Annotated in this window: 12 protein-coding genes; 8 read left to right on the forward strand and 4 right to left on the reverse strand. The window is 60.3% G+C overall.

Annotated features, from left to right (window positions below; translation table 11 throughout):
- Window positions 1-20: 20 nt before the first annotated feature.
- The gene (gene mnmC, locus ACIPIZ_RS19155) at window positions 21-2000 is read right to left on the reverse strand and encodes a bifunctional tRNA (5-methylaminomethyl-2-thiouridine)(34)-methyltransferase MnmD/FAD-dependent 5-carboxymethylaminomethyl-2-thiouridine(34) oxidoreductase MnmC (protein ID WP_401166725.1); all 1980 of its coding nucleotides are present in this window, start codon (window positions 1998-2000) and stop codon (window positions 21-23) included.
- Window positions 2001-2228: 228 nt separating this feature from the next.
- On the opposite strand from mnmC, the gene pap reads away from it, so the two are divergent.
- Complete coding sequence (gene pap, locus ACIPIZ_RS19160; protein WP_401166728.1) at window positions 2229-3743, forward strand: polyphosphate:AMP phosphotransferase; 1515 nt, start codon at window positions 2229-2231, stop codon at window positions 3741-3743.
- Window positions 3744-3845: 102 nt separating this feature from the next.
- A complete protein-coding gene (locus ACIPIZ_RS19165; RefSeq protein ID WP_064391460.1) occupies window positions 3846-5030 on the forward strand; it encodes a thiolase family protein in 1185 nt (394 codons plus the stop codon).
- Window positions 5031-5132: 102 nt separating this feature from the next.
- Here ACIPIZ_RS19165 and ACIPIZ_RS19170 read toward each other — a convergent pair whose 3' ends face one another.
- A complete protein-coding gene (locus ACIPIZ_RS19170) occupies window positions 5133-5336 on the reverse strand; it encodes a DUF6316 family protein (protein ID WP_401166730.1) in 204 nt (67 codons plus the stop codon).
- Window positions 5337-5547: 211 nt separating this feature from the next.
- Here ACIPIZ_RS19170 and ACIPIZ_RS19175 point away from each other — a divergent pair, with 211 nt between their 5' ends.
- Window positions 5548-6501, forward strand: coding sequence for a DMT family transporter (locus tag ACIPIZ_RS19175; RefSeq protein ID WP_105705257.1), 954 nt, complete (start codon window positions 5548-5550; stop codon window positions 6499-6501).
- 79 nt (window positions 6502-6580) lie between these two features.
- Here the strand turns inward: ACIPIZ_RS19175 and ACIPIZ_RS19180 are convergent, their stop codons facing one another.
- Window positions 6581-7975, reverse strand: a complete 1395-nt coding sequence (locus ACIPIZ_RS19180) for a class II fumarate hydratase (RefSeq protein WP_064391457.1) — start codon at window positions 7973-7975, stop codon at window positions 6581-6583.
- Between the two features lie 193 nt (window positions 7976-8168).
- Here ACIPIZ_RS19180 and ACIPIZ_RS19185 point away from each other — a divergent pair, with 193 nt between their 5' ends.
- The 5 genes from ACIPIZ_RS19185 to ACIPIZ_RS19205 all read left to right on the forward strand — a co-directional run bounded on the left by ACIPIZ_RS19185 (window position 8169) and on the right by ACIPIZ_RS19205 (window position 12488).
- The gene (locus tag ACIPIZ_RS19185) at window positions 8169-8684 is read left to right on the forward strand and encodes a DUF2059 domain-containing protein (protein ID WP_064391456.1); all 516 of its coding nucleotides are present in this window, start codon (window positions 8169-8171) and stop codon (window positions 8682-8684) included.
- A gap of 12 nt (window positions 8685-8696) precedes the next feature.
- Complete coding sequence (locus ACIPIZ_RS19190) at window positions 8697-8996, forward strand: BolA family transcriptional regulator (RefSeq protein ID WP_064391455.1); 300 nt, start codon at window positions 8697-8699, stop codon at window positions 8994-8996.
- Window positions 8997-9098: 102 nt separating this feature from the next.
- Window positions 9099-10040, forward strand: a complete 942-nt coding sequence (locus ACIPIZ_RS19195) for a rhodanese-related sulfurtransferase (protein WP_064391454.1) — start codon at window positions 9099-9101, stop codon at window positions 10038-10040.
- Between the two features lie 35 nt (window positions 10041-10075).
- The gene (locus ACIPIZ_RS19200; protein WP_177330972.1) at window positions 10076-10678 is read left to right on the forward strand and encodes a DsbA family protein; all 603 of its coding nucleotides are present in this window, start codon (window positions 10076-10078) and stop codon (window positions 10676-10678) included.
- Entirely contained in the window at window positions 10671-12488 is a 1818-nt protein-coding gene (locus tag ACIPIZ_RS19205) for an ABC transporter ATP-binding protein (protein ID WP_105705254.1), read from the forward strand. Before ACIPIZ_RS19200 ends, ACIPIZ_RS19205 begins: the two co-directional genes overlap by 8 nt.
- Here the strand turns inward: ACIPIZ_RS19205 and ACIPIZ_RS19210 are convergent, their stop codons facing one another.
- Window positions 12489-17120 carry a deaminase domain-containing protein gene (locus tag ACIPIZ_RS19210; protein WP_401166736.1) on the reverse strand — a complete coding sequence of 1544 codons (4632 nt, stop codon included), beginning with the start codon at window positions 17118-17120 and terminating at the stop codon, window positions 12489-12491.
- Window positions 17121-17249 lie beyond the last annotated feature (129 nt).

The raw sequence follows: 17249 nt of genomic DNA on the forward strand, positions 1-17249 counted from the left end.
GCGGCGCCCGTGGTATCCAGTCATTTGCCGCGAATCAGGCGGCGCAAGGCAAAGCGGTTCGGATGGCAGGCTTCGGCGACACTTCTTGGTAGCGGCAACGGTTCGTTATCGAGCCAGGCGGCTAGCAATTCACCCGACAGTGGCGCGGTGATCAGGCCGCGCGAGCCGTGACCGCTGTTGACGTACAGACCATCAAGCCATGGGCAGGCAATGTCCGGAACCAGACGGGCATCTTTGCTCAGTGCCGCGTACACCTCGAGAAACGCTTCGCGGTCAGCGAGAGGGCCAACGATCGGCAGATAATCCGGGCTGGTGCAACGGAAGGCTGCGCGGCCCTGAAGATCTTCGACCAGCTGTTCGCTGATGTGCAGGCGCGTGACGAGATCGGTAGAGATCTCTTCGAGCATCGCCAGATTGCCCACGTGTTCAGCAGTGGTCGGATTCAGATCATCGTTGTTGAAGTCAAAACTGGCACCGAGGGTATGTTCGCCCAAACGCGCAGGGGCGACGTAGCCTTCGGCGCAAACCACCGTAGTCAACGCCTGACTTTGCGGCGTTTCGGCGAGGCAGGTGATTTGCCCGCGAATGCGTTTGAGCGGCAATTCGGCACTTTGCGCAAAACGCTTGATCTCGGCAGCGCCGGCCAGCACCACCACAGCAGCGCTGGCGAGCAAGCGCTCGCCGTCGAACGCTTGCCACTGGTCATCGATCTTGCGTAGCTCCAGCGCTTCTTGATGGCTGAGCAGTTCGATATTCGCCTGCGCCGCTTGCGCCTGACACAACGCGGGCGGATGCACCCAGCCGCCTTCGGGGTAGTACAAACCACCGTGGGCCAGGCCGACCCCGGCGCGGTTTTGCGCCTCGGGTTGCTCCAGCCATTGCAGCAAATCCTCCGGGAATGCCGCCGCCAATTGCGCGTGACGCTCGGCTTCCTTTGCATTGAACGCCAGTTGCAGCACGCCGCAGTCGTCCCAGTCCGTGCCGCGTTGCAGGCTTTCCAGCAGACGGCGGGTGTAGCCGAAACCGCTGACGATCAACTGCGACAACGCCGTGCCATGCGCAGACAACTTCAGATACAGCACGCCCTGTGGATTGCCCGAGGCTTCTTGCGCCACGCGAGCGTGACGTTCAAGCAGACTCACCTGCCAACCGCGTGCGGCCAGGCTGGATGCCGTGGCGCAACCGGCCAGACCGGCGCCGATCACCAGCGCCCGACGTTCACCGTTGACGGCAGCAGGGCGGGCGAACCAGGGCTTTTCAGGGACGGGTGGGGCGACTTCCGGCGGCCAGCCAAGGAACTCGCCACGGAGGATTTCCCACTTGTGGCCGATGCCGGGCGTGCGTTTCATCTTGAACCCGGCAGCGTTGAGCAAGCGCCGTACCCACCCGGTACTGGTAAACGTGCTGATGGTCGAGCCGGGTGCCGCCAGGCGTGCCAGCTCGACGAACAGTTCAGCCGTCCACATATCCGGGTTTTTCGCCGGGGCGAAGCCATCGAGAAACCACGCGTCGATCTGCGCGTCGAGTTGCGGCAGTTGTTCCAGCGCATCGCCGATCAGCAGGGTCAGGGTGACGCGACCGTTGGCCAAGGTGATGCGCTGGAAACCCTGATGGATCGCTACATAATGCTTGAGCAACTGATCAGCCAGTGGCTTGAGCTCTGGCCACAGTGCCAATGCCCGTTGCAGATCGGCCGGGCTCAGCGGGTACTTTTCGACGCTGACGAAATGCAGCCGCGCACCGGCCACCGCGTGTTGCTCGAACAACTGCCAGGCGCAGAGAAAATTCAGCCCGGTGCCAAAACCGGTTTCGCCGATGACCAGGCGACCGCTTGCCGACAAGGCGGCAAACCGTTCGGCCAGACGGTTTTGTTCGAGGAACACGTAACGGGTTTCATCCAGACCTGACTGGTCGGAAAAATACACGTCATCGAACACGCGCGAACGCGGGCGTCCTTGGTCATCCCAATCGAGTTGGGCGTGGGGCAATACGGGCTTCATGGCAGGCTCGGCAACGACAAGGCGGCCATTCTAGCTGATCGGACGAGGGCTGCTTGATCCATGGCAAGGCTTGATTCGGGGGTGTCGTGGAAAATCTCAAAAGATCGCAGCCTGCGGCAACTCCTGCAGGGTGGATCGTATTCCAATGCAGGGACTGCCGCAGATTGCGATCTGTTCAGAGGTTGTCATCATCCGCTAGTCTTGCTGAACCCTGGAAGGAGCCGTCCCATGTTTGAATCCGCAGAAATCGGTCACGCCATCGACAAAGACACCTACGAGGCCGCCGTCCCCGCGCTGCGTGAAGCACTGTTGGAGGCGCAGTTCGAATTGCAGCAACAGAAGCGCTTCCCGGTGATCATCCTGATCAACGGCATCGAAGGAGCGGGCAAGGGCGAGACGGTCAAGTTGCTCAACGAATGGATGGACCCGCGCCTGATCGAGGTGCGCACCTTCGATCAGCAGACCGATGAAGAACTGTCGCGGCCACCGGCGTGGCGCTATTGGCGGATGCTTCCGGCGAAGGGGCGGATGGGGATTTTCTTCGGCAATTGGTACAGCCAGATGCTCCAGGGGCGGGTGCATGGGCTGTTCAAGGATCCGCGCCTGGATCAGGCGATCGCTGGTGCCGAACGCCTGGAAAAGATGCTCTGCGACGAAGGCGCGCTGATCTTCAAGTTCTGGTTTCACTTGTCCAAGAAACAGATGAAAGCGCGGCTCAAAGCACTGGCCGACGACCCTCTGCACAGCTGGCGCATCAGCCCGCTGGACTGGCAGCAGTCGCAGACCTACGACAAGTTCGTCAAATACGGCGAGCGCGTGCTGCGCCGTACCAGCCGTGATTACGCGCCGTGGCATGTGATCGAGGGCGCCGACGCCAACTACCGCAGCCTGGCAGTCGGCAAGATTCTCCTCGAGGGTTTGCAAAATGCGCTGAAGCGTCCAGACGTGCATCCCCACGATGTCAGCGCCGCGCCGTTGGGCACGCCGGTCGATCAGTTGAACCTGCTCGACAGCCTCGACCTGACCCAGCGTCTGGACAAGAAGGACTACGAGGAACAATTGATCACCGAGCAGGCGCGGTTGTCCGGGTTGATGCGCGACAAACGCATGCGTCGCCACGCACTGGTCGCGGTGTTCGAAGGCAATGACGCGGCCGGCAAGGGCGGAGCGATCCGTCGAGTTGCGGCGGCGCTCGATCCACGTCAATACAACATCGTGCCGATTGCTGCGCCGACCGAAGAGGAGCGCGCGCAGCCGTACTTGTGGCGTTTCTGGCGACATATTCCGGCGCGCGGCAAGTTCACCGTGTTCGACCGCTCCTGGTACGGCCGGGTGCTGGTGGAGCGTATCGAAGGTTTTTGTACACCCGCCGACTGGCTGCGCGCCTATGGCGAGATCAACGACTTCGAAGAGCAACTGGCTGACGCCGGAGTGATCGTGGTCAAATTCTGGCTGGCCATTGATAAAGACACGCAGATGGAGCGTTTCCAGGAGCGTGAGGAAATCCCGTTCAAGCGCTTCAAGATCACCGAGGACGACTGGCGCAACCGTGACAAGTGGGACGATTACCGCGCCGCCGTGGGCGATATGGTCGATCGCACCAGCAGCGAAATCTCGCCCTGGACGCTGGTCGAGGCCAATGACAAGCGCTGGGCGCGGGTCAAGGTGCTGCGCACGATCAACCGTGCGCTGGAAGAAGCCTTCGAGAAATCCGACAAGCACGCCAAGAAGCACAAGGACTGAGCCGATAGACGCGCATACGCGGGGTGAATGATTGTCGCGGTCGTTGATGCAGTGGACTTATGCTCGGTCCACTCTCAACTGACCACAACAATGAGGTATGCCATGCGTGAAGTGGTGATCGTCGACAGCGTGCGGACTGGCCTGGCCAAATCCTTTCGCGGCAAGTTCAACCAGACCCGTCCCGATGACATGGCGGCTCATTGTGTCAACGCGCTGCTTGAGCGCAATGACATCGACCCGGCCAGCGTCGAAGATTGCATCGTCGGCGCCGGCTCCAACGAAGGTGCGCAGGGCTACAACATCGGCCGCAACGTCGCGGTGCTGTCGCGTCTGGGCACCGGCACCGCCGGCATGACCCTCAACCGTTTCTGCTCGTCGGGCCTGCAGGCGATCGCGATTGCTGCCAACCAGATTGCTTCGGGCTGCAGCGACATCATCGTCGCCGGCGGCGTTGAATCAATCAGCCTGACGATGAAAAGCGTCAACACCGATCACCTGATCAATCCGCTGCTCAAACAGCAGGCGCCGGGCATCTATTACACGATGGGGCAGACCGCCGAAGTGGTCGCGCGGCGCTATGGCGTCAGCCGTGAGGCGCAGGATCGTTATTCCCTGCAAAGTCAGATTCGTACCGCTCAGGCGCAGGCCGCCGGGTTGTTCAACGATGAAATCGTGCCGATGGCGGTGAAATATCGCGTCGAGGACAAGAACACCGGCGAGGTGCAGATCCTCGACGGCGTGGTCGATCGCGACGACTGCAACCGTCCGGACACCACCTACGAAAGCCTCGCCGGGCTGAAACCGGTATTTGCCGAAGACGGTTCGGTGACGGCGGGCAACTCGTCGCAGCTGTCCGACGGTGCGTCGATGACACTGGTGATGAGCCTGGAGAAAGCCTTGCAACTGGGGCTCAAGCCGAAAGCGTTTTTCCGTGGCTTTACCGTGGCCGGTTGCGAGCCGGACGAGATGGGCATCGGTCCGGTGTTTTCGGTGCCGAAACTGCTCAGGGCCAAGGGCTTGCAGGTGGCGGATATCGATCTGTGGGAATTGAACGAGGCGTTTGCTTCGCAGTGCCTGTACAGCAGGGATCGGCTGGAGATCGACAACGACAAGTACAACGTCAATGGCGGCTCGATTTCCATTGGTCACCCGTTCGGCATGACCGGATCGCGGCAGGTCGGGCATCTGGTGCGTGAGTTGCAGCGGCGTAATTTGCGTTATGGGATTGTGACGATGTGTGTGGGTGGCGGGATGGGGGCGACGGGGTTGTTTGAGGCAGTGCGCTAGGGCAAAAAGAGTTTTGCAGACCTGTCGATTGCTATCGCGAGCAGGCTCACTCCTACAGTTGGAATGCGTTCCCCTGTAGGAGTGAGCCTGCTCGCGATGGCATCAACCGGTTGCCCGATTGGAATCCAGAAGCTGCATCCGCGCGATATAAGCCTTTATTTCCTGCTCAGCCTTCTCGGCACTGTCGAAAGGCCCCTCAAGGGTATTCTCCCGAGTGCTGAAAAACAGTTCGCCATTGACCCGGCACACCCGGTCGCTGCGAAAGTGCATTTCGGGGGCGCTGTCGCGGGCGCGCATTCCTAACATGATCGGTCTCCTTGGCTGCTGTGCTGGAAGGGATCCAATGAGCTTATGCGTGAAGCACTTGGCGCGCGCGCTCAGCCGATCAACGGCAACGCGTCAATTAAATGCTGCGACCTGCACAGTTTCATTCGCGTCCTGAGCGCAACTGTCCCTGTGTCGGGCCAGGTAGCGCGCCTAGAATGAGCGCACTTGTCAGCAGGCTTTTGGGGTTTCCATGCACATTTCATCCGGTCGCTGGGTCTACGGTCTGTTCCTGGCGCTGCTGACCGCGTTTCTGTGGGGCATCCTGCCGATCAAACTCAAGCAAGTCCTGATGGTGATGGACCCGGTCACGGTGACCTGGTTTCGTCTGCTGGTGTCCGGTGGTTGCCTGTTCATTTATCTGGCTTCGGTCAAGCGCCTGCCGAGTCGCAAAGTGCTCGGGCCCAAGGGCGGCTGGCTGGTGCTGATGGCGGTGCTCGGGCTGGTTGGCAACTATGTGTTGTACCTGATGGGCCTCAATCTGCTCAGCCCCGGCACCGCGCAATTGGTGGTGCAAATGGGCCCGATCATGTTGCTGATCGCCAGTCTGTTTGTGTTCAAGGAGCGTTTCAGTATTGGTCAGGGCATTGGCCTGGTGGTGCTGTTGATCGGGTTTGTGCTGTTCTTCAATCAACGGCTAGCGGAGTTGCTGACGTCGCTGTCGGATTACACCGCTGGTGTTTTGCTGGTGTTACTGGCGTCGACGGTCTGGACGTTCTATGCGCTGGGCCAGAAACAACTGCTGACGGTATGGAATTCGCTGCAGGTGATGATGGTGATCTACCTGTTCTGCGCGTTATTGCTGACGCCGTGGGTGCATCCGCTCGAAGCACTGAGTCTGAGCCCGCTGCAGGGCTGGCTGCTGCTGGCGTGCTGCATGAACACGTTGATTGCCTACGGTGCATTTGCTGAAGCGCTGGCGCATTGGGAGGCATCGCGGGTCAGTGCGACGTTGGCGATCACGCCGCTGGTGACGTTTGGCGCGGTGGCGATTGCGGCGCGGATCTGGCCGGAATACGTGCATGCCGAGCAGATCAACGGGCTCGGGTATGGCGGGGCGGTGCTGGTGGTGTTGGGCTCGGCGCTGGTGGCGTTGGGGCCGTCGTTGATTGCCGGGCTCAGGGCGCGGCGGATGCGTATGGCCTGAAGATCAAAAGATCGCAGCCTGCGGCAGCTCCTACACAGGTCGCATGTAGGAGCTGCCGAAGGCTGCGATCTTTTGCTTTTTAACCCTTGGCGCCAGCCTCGATCATGTTTTCCGGCCGCACCCACGCATCAAACTCTTCATCGGTCAGATACCCCAACGCCAACGCCGCCTCACGCAAGGTCAGTCCTTCGCTGTAAGCCTTCTTGGCAATCTCCGCCGACTTGTCATAGCCGATGTGCGGGTTCAGCGCCGTCACCAGCATCAACCCACGCTCAAGATGTCGCGCCATGACCTCGGCATCCGGCTCCAGCCCGGCAATGCAGTGCTGCTGGAAGTTGCTGCAACCGTCGGCAAGCAAGCGAATCGATTGCAGCAGGTTGTGGATGATCACCGGTTTGTACACGTTCAACTGCAAGTGACCCTGACTGGCGGCAATGCCGATGGTCACGTCGTTGCCCAGCACCTGACAGGCGAGCATCGACAGCGCTTCGCACTGCGTCGGGTTGACCTTGCCCGGCATGATCGAACTGCCCGGCTCATTGGCCGGTAACCGCACCTCGGCAAAACCTGCGCGGGGCCCGGAGCCAAGCAGACGCAGGTCGTTGGCGATTTTCATCAGCGCCACGGCGAGGGTTTTCAGTGCGCCGGAGAGGCTGGTCAGCGGTTCGTGGCCGGCCAGCGCCGCGAACTTGTTCGGCGCGGTAACGAATGGCAGACCAGACAGCGCCGCCAGCTCAGCGGCAATCGCTTCACCAAAACCGTGCGGAGAGTTCAGCCCGGTGCCAACCGCTGTACCGCCCTGAGCCAGTTCACACACCGCTGGCAGTGCGGCGCGAATAGCGCGTTCGGCGTAATCGAGTTGCGCTATGAACCCGGACAGCTCCTGACCGAAGGTAATCGGCGTCGCGTCCATCATGTGCGTGCGCCCGGTTTTCACCAGTTTCATGTGCCGCGCGGCCAGTTCGGCCAAACCGCCGGACAGCTCGGCGATCGCCGGCAGCAGTTGTTCCTGCACGGCTTGCGCGGTGGCGATGCTCATGGCGGTGGGGAAGCAGTCGTTGGAGCTTTGCGAGCGATTGACGTGATCGTTGGGGTGCACCGGCGTCTTGCCGCCGCGCGGGTTGCCGGCCAGTTCGTTGGCGCGACCGGCGATCACCTCGTTGACGTTCATGTTGCTCTGCGTGCCACTGCCGGTCTGCCAGACGACGAGCGGGAACTGGTCATCGTGCTGACCGTCGAGCACTTCGTCGGCAGCCTGTTCGATCAGGCGGGCGATGTCGGCGGGCAGGTCGCCGTTGCGGTCATTGACGCGGGCGGCGGCTTTCTTGATCAGGGCCAGGGCGTGCAGCACCGGCAACGGCATGCGTTCCTGACCGATGGCGAAGTTGATCAGCGAGCGTTGCGTCTGAGCACCCCAGTAGGCGTCGTCCGGGACTTCGATCTGGCCCAGGCTGTCGGTTTCGATACGGCTCATCGTGCACACTCCTGTTGGTCTGTTTGCGCAGTTTAGGCCGGCATCGGCCGTGGTGGTTCCATCGAGCCGATTGTTGACCGGTAAAACCCGGCCAATCAAGCGCGGCAAGGCTCGGGGGTTGAGCCGCAGCGTTTTTTAGGCGCAGAATGGTCGCCCTTGGGGTTTGACCTCGCCTAGCTGAAAAGGAAACTCGATGACTCGTCTTCGTGCCATCTGCACCGCGGTTGCACTGGTTTGCGCCAGCGGCCAGGTGCTTGCCGATACCGCCAGCCACAACGCCAGTGCTGAAGCTTTTCTGACCCTGGCGCACGCTGACAAGCTGGGCACTCCGGTGTACATGCAAGTGCAGCAAATGTTCGCTCAGCGTTTCGAGCAGACCAAAGCCCCGGAAGCCAAGAAAGCCGTTCTGGAAACCTACCAGGCCAAGGCCAACGCCGCGCTCGACCAGGCCATTGGCTGGAACAAGCTGAAGCCGGACATGGTCAAGCTCTACACCACTAACTTCAGCGAATCGGAGCTGAAGGATCTGGTCGCGTTCTACCAGTCGCCACTGGGCAAGAAAGTGCTGGAAAAAATGCCGCAGCTGACGCAGCAATCGGCCCAGATGACCCAGGCCAAACTGGAAAGCGCCGTACCGGTCGTCAACAAGCTGCTCGACGACATGACCAAAGAGCTGGCTCCTGCAGCTGCACCGGCCAAGAAGAAGTAAGCGGAGTTCGTGATGACCATGCAACAACGCATCGAATCGACGCTGGCCCTGCTTCAGCCTGAGCATCTGCAAGTGCTGGATGAAAGCCACATGCACAGTCGCGGGTTGCAGACGCACTACAAGGCAGTGGTGGTCAGCGCGCAGTTTGACGGCCTGAACCGGGTCAAGCGCCACCAGAAAGTCTACGGCACGCTCGGCGAGCTGATGGGCGAGTTCCATGCGTTGGCGCTGCACACCTACACCCCGCAGGAATGGGCAGAGATCGGCGCCGCTCCGGCGTCGCCAACCTGTGCCGGCGGCAGCAAGCATTAAGCTTCGGTTTTTTGCTAGAATCCGCAACGCGCCGCTCACCCGGCGCGTTTTTTTTTCAATCCGGTTCACCCTTTGCGAGGGTAGCCACCTGGAGAAATACCCATGACACAACCGATTGTCGTGGCGGCACTGTATAAGTTCGTCACCCTCGAAGATTACGTCAACCTGCGCGAGCCCCTGCTGCAAGCGATGGTCGACAACCAGATCAAAGGCACCCTGCTGATCGCCGAAGAAGGCATCAACGGCACGGTGTCCGGCACCCGCGAAGGCATCGACGGCCTGCTCGCCTGGCTGAAAAACGACCCACGCATGATCGACATCGATCACAAAGAGTCGTACTGCGACGAGCAGCCGTTCTATCGCACCAAGGTCAAACTGAAGAAAGAGATCGTCACCCTCGGTGTCGAAGGCGTCGACCCGAACAAAAAGGTCGGCACCTACGTTGATCCGCAAGACTGGAACGCGTTGATCAGCGACCCGGAAGTGCTGTTGATCGACACGCGCAACGATTACGAAGTGTCGATCGGCACCTTCGAAGGCGCCATCGATCCGAAAACCACCAGCTTTCGCGAATTTCCCGACTACATCAAAGAGCATTTCAACCCGGCCGTGCACAAGAAGGTCGCGATGTTCTGCACCGGCGGCATCCGCTGCGAAAAAGCCTCGAGCTACATGCTCGGCGAAGGCTACGAAGAGGTCTACCACCTCAAGGGCGGTATTCTGAAGTACCTCGAAGAGGTGCCGCAGGAAGAAACCAAGTGGCAGGGCGACTGCTTCGTGTTCGACAACCGCGTGACCGTGCGTCACGACCTCAGCGAAGGCGACTACGATCAATGTCATGCCTGCCGCACACCGGTCAGTGTTGAAGATCGCGCTTCGGAGCATTACGTCGCCGGCATCAGCTGCCCGCATTGCTGGGACAAACTGAGCGAGAAGACCCGGCGCAGCGCCATTGATCGGCAGAAGCAGATCGAACTGGCCAAGGCGCGCAACATGCCGCACCCGATCGGCTACAACTACAAGCAAGCATCCACCGAGGCTTAACCATGTCTGCACGTCTGCTCTATGTGATGGATCCGATGTGTTCATGGTGCTGGGGTTTTGCTCCGGTGGCCAAGGCATTGGTCGAGCAGGCGCAAGCAGCCGGGGTCGAGTTGCATCTGGTGGTTGGCGGTTTGCGCACCGGCAGTGGTTCGGCGCTGGAGCCGACCACGCGTCGCTATATTCTTGAACACTGGCAAGCGGTCACCGAGGCCACTGGCCAGCCGTTCAAGTTCGAAGGCGCGTTGCCCGACGGTTTTGTCTACGACACTGAACCGGCCTGCCGGGCGATCGTTACTGCGCGCAGTCTGGCCCCGGACTGCGCGTGGACCCTGGTCGGACTGATCCAGCAGGCGTTTTACGCTGAAGGTCGCGATGTCACCCAGGCCAGTGTGCTGGTGGAGCTGGCAGAGCAGGCCGGCGTCCCGCGTATCGAATTTGCCGCGCTGTTCGATCATGCCGATCAACACAAGGCGACCCAGGCCGATTTCAGTTGGGTGCAGGATCTGGGGATCGCCGGATTCCCGACCTTGCTCGCCGAGCGCAATGGTCAATTGGCGCTGCTGACCAACGGCTACCAACCACTCAGCGAACTCTCGCCTTTGCTCGGTCGCTGGCTGGAACGTGCGGCCTGTGTCTGACCTGGCCGATGACACGCCAGCCGTAAAGCGTGTCGACCGGCTGAGCTGGGCAGAAGTCCGGCGTCTGGCACTGCATCACAAAAAATCCCTGTGGATCGCCAACGGCGTGGCCGTGCTGGCGACGCTGTGCAGCGTGCCGATCCCGTTGCTGTTGCCGTTGCTGGTCGACGAAGTCCTGCTCGGCCACGGCGATGCAGCACTGAAAGTGATGAACCACGTGCTGCCCACGATGTGGCAGCAGGCGGCGGGTTACATCGGCCTGATGCTCGTGGTCACCCTGACGTTGCGTTGCAGTGCCTTGTGTTTTGGTGTGTTGCAGGCGCGGCTGTTTGCACGGTTGGCAAAGGACATTGTCTATCGCATCCGCGTGCGTCTGATTGATCGGCTGAAGCGGATTTCCCTCGGTGAATACGAAAGCCTTGGCAGCGGCACGGTGACGACGCACCTGGTCACCGACCTCGATACCCTGGACAAATTCGTCGGTGAAACCCTCAGCCGTTTTCTGGTGGCGATGCTGACCCTCGTCGGCACCGCGAGCATCCTGATGTGGATGCACTGGAAGCTGGCGCTGCTGATTCTGCTGTTCAACCCGTTGGTGATCTACGCCACGGTGCAGTTGGGCAAGCGGGTAAAACACCTGAAGAAACTCGAGAACGACAGCACGTCGCGCTTCACTCAGGCGCTGAGCGAAACCCTCGATGCGATCCAGGAAGTGCGCGCCGGTAATCGCCAGGGCTACTTCCTCGGGCGCCTCGGTCTGCGTGCGCAGGAAGTGCGCAACTACGCGGTCAACTCCCAATGGAAAACCGACGCCTCCAATCGCGCCAGCGGTCTGCTGTTCCAGTTCGGCATCGATATTTTTCGCGCGGCGGCGATGCTCACCGTGCTGTTCTCCGACCTGTCGATCGGGCAGATGCTCGCGGTGTTCAGTTACCTGTGGTTCATGATCGGCCCGGTCGAACAGTTGCTCAATCTGCAGTACGCCTACTACGCAGCCGGCGGAGCGCTGACGCGGATCAACGAGCTGCTCGCGCGTGCCGATGAGCCGCAATATCCTGGTGGCGTAGATCCGTTCAAGGGCCGCGATACCGTGGGGATCGAGGTGCAAGGACTGAGTTTTGGCTACGGCGATGAGCTGGTCCTGGACCAGATGAACCTGTCCATCGCACCCGGCGAGAAAGTGGCGATTGTCGGTGCCAGTGGCGGCGGCAAAAGTACCTTGGTGCAATTGTTGTTGGGGCTTTATACGCCACTGGCGGGAACCATCCGCTTCGGTGGTTCGACCCAGCAGGAAATTGGCCTGGAACTGGTCAGGGAGAACGTCGCCGTTGTGTTGCAACACCCGGCGCTGTTCAACGACACCGTACGTGCCAACCTGACCATGGGCCGCACCCGCAGCGACGAAGCGTGCTGGCAGGCATTGGCAGTCGCGCAGATGGAAGCGACCATTCGGGCCTTGCCGGACGGTCTCGACAGCATCGTCGGTCGCTCCGGCGTGCGCCTTTCCGGTGGTCAGCGTCAGCGTCTGGCCATTGCGCGGATGATCCTTGCCGAGCCGAAAGTGGTGATCCTCGACGAAGCCACCTCAGCCCTCGACGCTGCCACCGAGTACAACCTGCATCAGGCCATGGCGCGGTTCCTCAATGGCCGCACCACGCTGATCATTGCCCATCGCCTGTCGGCGGTGAAGCAGGCGGATCGGGTGCTGGTGTTCGATGGCGGCCAAGTGGCCGAGGATGGCGACCATCAGCAACTGATTGCCGATGGTGGCTTGTACGCCAAGCTTTACGGGCATCTGCAGCGCCTGTAATCAACCCCAGAGCACTTGCAGTGCGGCGTCCCCACCGTCATGACCGAACTGCTTCATCACCACTGAACAGGACTCGCACGGGCGCATGGTCGTGGCGATGTCGATTGCACGAATTTCCGTCGGGTCCGGGTATTTCTCGCGAATCACACTGATCAGCTTGCTTTCACTGTCCAGCGAAGTGGGGCGGCTGGTCTGTGTCGGCTGGTAGGTTTTCAGCTCCTTGATGGTCAGCGGCACCGCCAGCAGTTGACCTTGCTCGGTCACTTCCAGAGATGTGCGCGGGAAGGCAGAGTTGTAGTCGATATTGATGTAGGTAGTCTGCCCGATCCGCACATGTTCGCCGCCCATGTGCCGAAACAGCGGCAGGCGCTGGGTGCTGCCCTGTGCGCCGGAGACGCTGACGTAAATTTCCCGCTGGCCGCTGGCGGTGGTGACTTCGGCGAATGCGATGTTGCGTGGGTTGAGCGGGCGTTCGCGCATGGGCAGCAGGTTTTGCAACTTCTGCATCGCGCCGTCGATGCGCAATGCCGCGCTGCTATTGGCCGGGTTGATGGTCGGTGACAGAAACAGCGTGTCGAATATTTCCGCGGTTTTCAATCGAAAGGCTTCTGGCGCTTCTTTGCTGCGTGCCCACGTGGCGGCACCCTCGGGCAATCGGGTGACGATCATTCGAGTGGAGTGATCGAACATCAACGCCTCCCCCGGACTGGTGTCGACTTTCAGCCATTTCATATTGTTCGCCGGTAGCGCACTGGTGCCGATGGGAATAGCGATCTGCTCCATGGTATGCATGGCGCGCTGCACCGCTTCGAGCCCATGGATGCGCACGATGTTGTTGGCGTGCAGCGATCCGGTGTAAACCGTCAGTAGTTCGGCGCCCAGTGTGTCGTTGGCCAGTTCGGCAGGCGACAGGCGATTGAACGTCAAACGGTTGCCCGGAATTTCTCCTTTGCGGATGCTCGCCAGATAGTACTCATGGCTGTTGATCCGCAGGAAAACGTAAGAGGCCGAATCGTCGATGGCGGGGACCAGAATCGCTCCGATCTGATGCGTGTCATTGATCCCGTCATAACTCCCGCCGGTCTTTACGCGGGCGAAAATCCCTTTGCGAAATTGCAATGTTGCCTGAATCTGCTGCCTGGGTATCAGCCGGCCATTTCTGAATCCAAGGCGGGCGAGATCATCTCTGAACAGCGTCGGGCGGTTATCGAGGATTCGGTACAGCTTGGCGTCGACCGCCAGAAAGGTACCGTTTTGCCTGGCCAGCGCGGCCGGTTCCGAGATCCTGTCGCCGAACCATGGGGCGTAGCCTTTGTCTTTGTCCACCGTGCCAAGGGCTGGAGTCGGTGCCGGTTCGCCCGTGGTGTAGCTGACGCGGCAGTCGTCCTGGCGCCCAGGTGCGCGTCGCGGCCGGCAGGGTAGTAACGTCCAGTTTCGGCTGTCATCGATCAGATCGACCCGCCGCAGTTCTTCGCCGTCGAGTCGATACGGCGCGTCGTCGATCAGCACGGTGTGGTGTCCGTCAGCTTCAGGCAAGTGCTGCACACGGGTTTTTTCGGGTAGCTTGATGGTGATCTGATTGGCCGTTTTGTCCACGCCGTTGTAGCTGGAGCGCCCCAAAGCAAAATCATGCTCCTGGCGCGTCAACCGTGGGCCAAATGGACGCTCCGACAGCGGGTCCAGCACGTGATAACTGAAGTCGCTGATGGCAACGTTGCGCACCGGAACGTCATCGATGCCTTTGACCGCGGCCAATTGGTCCGAGTGGCTCAAGGGTTTCCAGCGACCGACGTCGAGTGCTTGGGGAAGACTGTGCAGCAGGTCATATTCAGCGCTTGTGCCGGCGAGGCGTTTGAGTCGCGATAATGCCTTTTTTTCCAGATGAATCACGGCCCGCACAGTGCTGGTCAACCCCTTGCCACCAAGGCTGAGCAGGGCCGGCGCGGCATCCAGGGGGTTGAGGTTGTTCAGGCTGGACAGCAATAGCTTTTTAGACAACTGCGCCATGCTTGGCAGCGCGACGCGTATGGCCATTTTGCCGGCTACGACGGCGAGACGGATGCTGCCGGCGACGAATTTGCCCAAGGGAATCGCGAACGACACGATGTCGAGGAGTAATCCAAAGATGCCCAGCGCACGTTTGCCGGGATCGTTCGATTGCAGGTCTTCGAGGCCGCCCCAGAACGGGATAAATCCCTTCAGTGCATGTATCCAGTGCTTGTTGAGGCCTTCGCGTTCGAAGCGGGTTTCTCCCCACGCTTCGCTGTACAACGCCTTCTCATCGACATACAAATGATCGGTAGCGACGAGCGCGCTGATCTGCACGGTTCTCGCCGAGGTAAACGTCAGGTTTGCCCAGGTGTTGTGGTGTGCCTCGGGAATAGCCGAAGGGGCAAGAGCGTCGCCCAGCGGGTCGAGAACGGCGAGACAAAAAGCACCGCGCTTGGGGATCGAACCTTTCTTGTGGGCGTTCAAATCGAATGGCAGGCGGTGCAGGTGGACCCTGGCGAGGCCTTCGTCCTGGATTTTTCCGTCTTTTGGCGGAGGCCTTCGCGACAGCAGTCCGTCGAGATGCGAGACGGACACATCCCCGCGTTTGCGTATCACACCGGCGCGCGGCAGACATTCGTAAAAATGCTCAGAACCCCGATAGCTCGCGCGCAGAATAAAGCCCATGCGCGCCCGCTGCAGTTGCATGCTTTCGGGCGATTCCGAACGACCAGCGATGTTGTGGGCCTGATCCCTGAGACAGTAAGCCCTCACTTCGCCGTGCTCCAGCGCCTGGCGGTCTGCCCATGGCAGGGTGACCAATTGTGTTTTTATCAGGTACTCATAGGCATTCTTGAGCTTGCGCAGGTAACCCTTGAACTGCTTGTCGAACAACGATTTGATATCGGGCAAGGTCCTCATGTGCGGGAAGCGCGATAGCGGCTGACCAGGGCCTTTGGCGTTGATAAAGCCGCTCCTCAGCGTTCGGTCTGCCGACAGGCTGATCCATTCACTGGTGGTCTTGCCGTTATCGCTGACATACCACCGAGTGTCGGGTTCCAGCCCGCCGGATGCATAGACCTCCAGCAATGGCCAGATTGGCAACGTCACGTCGGGAGTGTCAAAGATGCTGCGCCGGGCTCGGTTTGGCGGTTGATGGTGATGGCGCTTGAGGTGAATCCTGGTGTGGTCGTACAGGTCGTTGGCAAGCGCTCGATGCAATTGCTGTTTGGCCAGTGCCAGCCGTTGTGGCGGCTCGATATCCAGACACAGAATCGCTTCGTTCAGTTGCGCTTTATGATCCTCCAGCGCCTGCAGGGCGTCGTGCCCGAAAGGTTGATCGTCGTCAGTTTCGGCCGCTGGCCGTGCGCCGGTTGCCATGGCCCAAGTCTGTGCGGCCGCAACTCGGGTCAAGGTAATCACGGTCATCAGCTCGGCGTTGGCGTTTGCGCTTTTTTTCATCGGCAAGTCGATCAACTGCTGAAAGGTCATTTGTTGCAACGATTCGGGGTCGAGGGCATGCGCGAGTTGCACGCCGTGCACGAAATTGACCCAGACCGCCGAAGCCCCGTACGGCAGATCATCAGGGATACCGCGAACCTGAAAATCGAAGGGAAACTGCGCCAGGCACACCCATCCCAATAAAGCCTTTTCAGCCTGTGTCGAGGCTTGTTGCGATTCTTCCAGATGCTGGAAAAATTCCTCGCGAATGTCTGCGTAGCTTTTCCCATAGTGATGGCGTGGTTCCAGCGAATACCCGGCAACCTGCATCGAATGGCCCTGTCGGGGGACGTCGTACCACAGGCGCAATGCTTCCAGAAACAGATGCGCAGCGATGTCGGGAATCGTCTGTTCATCGGGGAGGGCGCCGTACCAACCCAGTGTTTGCAGCAGACGCTGGCCAAGGCGTTGGGCCGATGGTGTGTCGAGCAGGCGTTCCAGACAGGTTGCAGGCAGGGTTTGCAGTTGCTTGAGCGTGTAGGGAGGTGTGACTTCTCTGGCCAGGTAGTTGATCAGCGATAGCTCTTTACCGCTGACAAACGCCCCGATCACATCGTGAATAACCGCGATGTCGTCGCCGCTCATCAATGCCGCCAACTGCGGGCTGTTTGGCAGGTTCAATCGATGGCTGGCGCGTTGTTCCTCGACCTCGTCGATCAGCCGGGCCAAGCCAGAGGCATCCTTTTCGGCGGGTAGCGTAAAGCCGGAAAAACTCACAAGCTGCGCCAATGGCAGCAGCCTGTTGGAACGCAGGTGTCCACCTATACTCAGCAACGCGCGCTGGAACTGACGAATCTTGCCAGTCGTCTGGGTCACGTCCTTGATGGTGTAAACCTCATCACCGTCATCACCCCAGGAAGTGGTGAAGCGGCAATGATCGGCCGCAGCGCTGACGTAGGTGAGTCCCTTCGATGCTTGCAGCTGCCGGGTCAGCAGCGGGTCGCCGGCGTCCTCGATCAGCGCAAGAAACAGGCGTTGCGCATGATCGTGTGCCAGGCCGAGGCGAGAATGGGCTTGCGGCGACAGGTAAAAGCTCTCCAGCGAGGTGGCTGCGCTGTGCACAGCACGCATCGCCGCGATCATTGCGCGGTATTCGGCCTGTTGAGCGGTGTGGCGTTGCTGCGGGGTTACCGGTAAGTTCATGGGGAGCGGCTCAGAAGTGTTCGATGGCCGTCAGTGTCGAAGTATTCTGTGCTCTCGGTGCGGTACATATGTATCGCGAGTTGAAGTGTCCTGCTTGCCGGAAGGGGGATCGCCCCCTAGGCTAGGTTA

It is taken from the genome of Pseudomonas sp. NPDC087690, from assembly GCF_044743175.1.
Classification (GTDB): Bacteria; Pseudomonadota; Gammaproteobacteria; order Pseudomonadales; family Pseudomonadaceae; genus Aquipseudomonas.

Excerpts from the sequence above, each read along its gene's own strand:
- mnmC (WP_401166725.1), bottom strand. The coding sequence starts at position 2,000 with ATGAAGCCCGTATTGCCCCACGCCCAACTCGATTGGGATGACCAAGGA.
- pap (WP_401166728.1), top strand. The coding sequence starts at position 2,229 with ATGTTTGAATCCGCAGAAATCGGTCACGCCATCGACAAAGACACCTAC.
- ACIPIZ_RS19165 (WP_064391460.1), top strand. The coding sequence starts at position 3,846 with ATGCGTGAAGTGGTGATCGTCGACAGCGTGCGGACTGGCCTGGCCAAA.
- ACIPIZ_RS19170 (WP_401166730.1), bottom strand. The coding sequence starts at position 5,336 with ATGTTAGGAATGCGCGCCCGCGACAGCGCCCCCGAAATGCACTTTCGC.
- ACIPIZ_RS19175 (WP_105705257.1), top strand. The coding sequence starts at position 5,548 with ATGCACATTTCATCCGGTCGCTGGGTCTACGGTCTGTTCCTGGCGCTG.
- ACIPIZ_RS19180 (WP_064391457.1), bottom strand. The coding sequence starts at position 7,975 with ATGAGCCGTATCGAAACCGACAGCCTGGGCCAGATCGAAGTCCCGGAC.
- ACIPIZ_RS19185 (WP_064391456.1), top strand. The coding sequence starts at position 8,169 with ATGACTCGTCTTCGTGCCATCTGCACCGCGGTTGCACTGGTTTGCGCC.
- ACIPIZ_RS19190 (WP_064391455.1), top strand. The coding sequence starts at position 8,697 with ATGACCATGCAACAACGCATCGAATCGACGCTGGCCCTGCTTCAGCCT.
- ACIPIZ_RS19195 (WP_064391454.1), top strand. The coding sequence starts at position 9,099 with ATGACACAACCGATTGTCGTGGCGGCACTGTATAAGTTCGTCACCCTC.
- ACIPIZ_RS19200 (WP_177330972.1), top strand. The coding sequence starts at position 10,076 with ATGTGTTCATGGTGCTGGGGTTTTGCTCCGGTGGCCAAGGCATTGGTC.
- ACIPIZ_RS19210 (WP_401166736.1), bottom strand. The coding sequence starts at position 17,120 with ATGAACTTACCGGTAACCCCGCAGCAACGCCACACCGCTCAACAGGCC.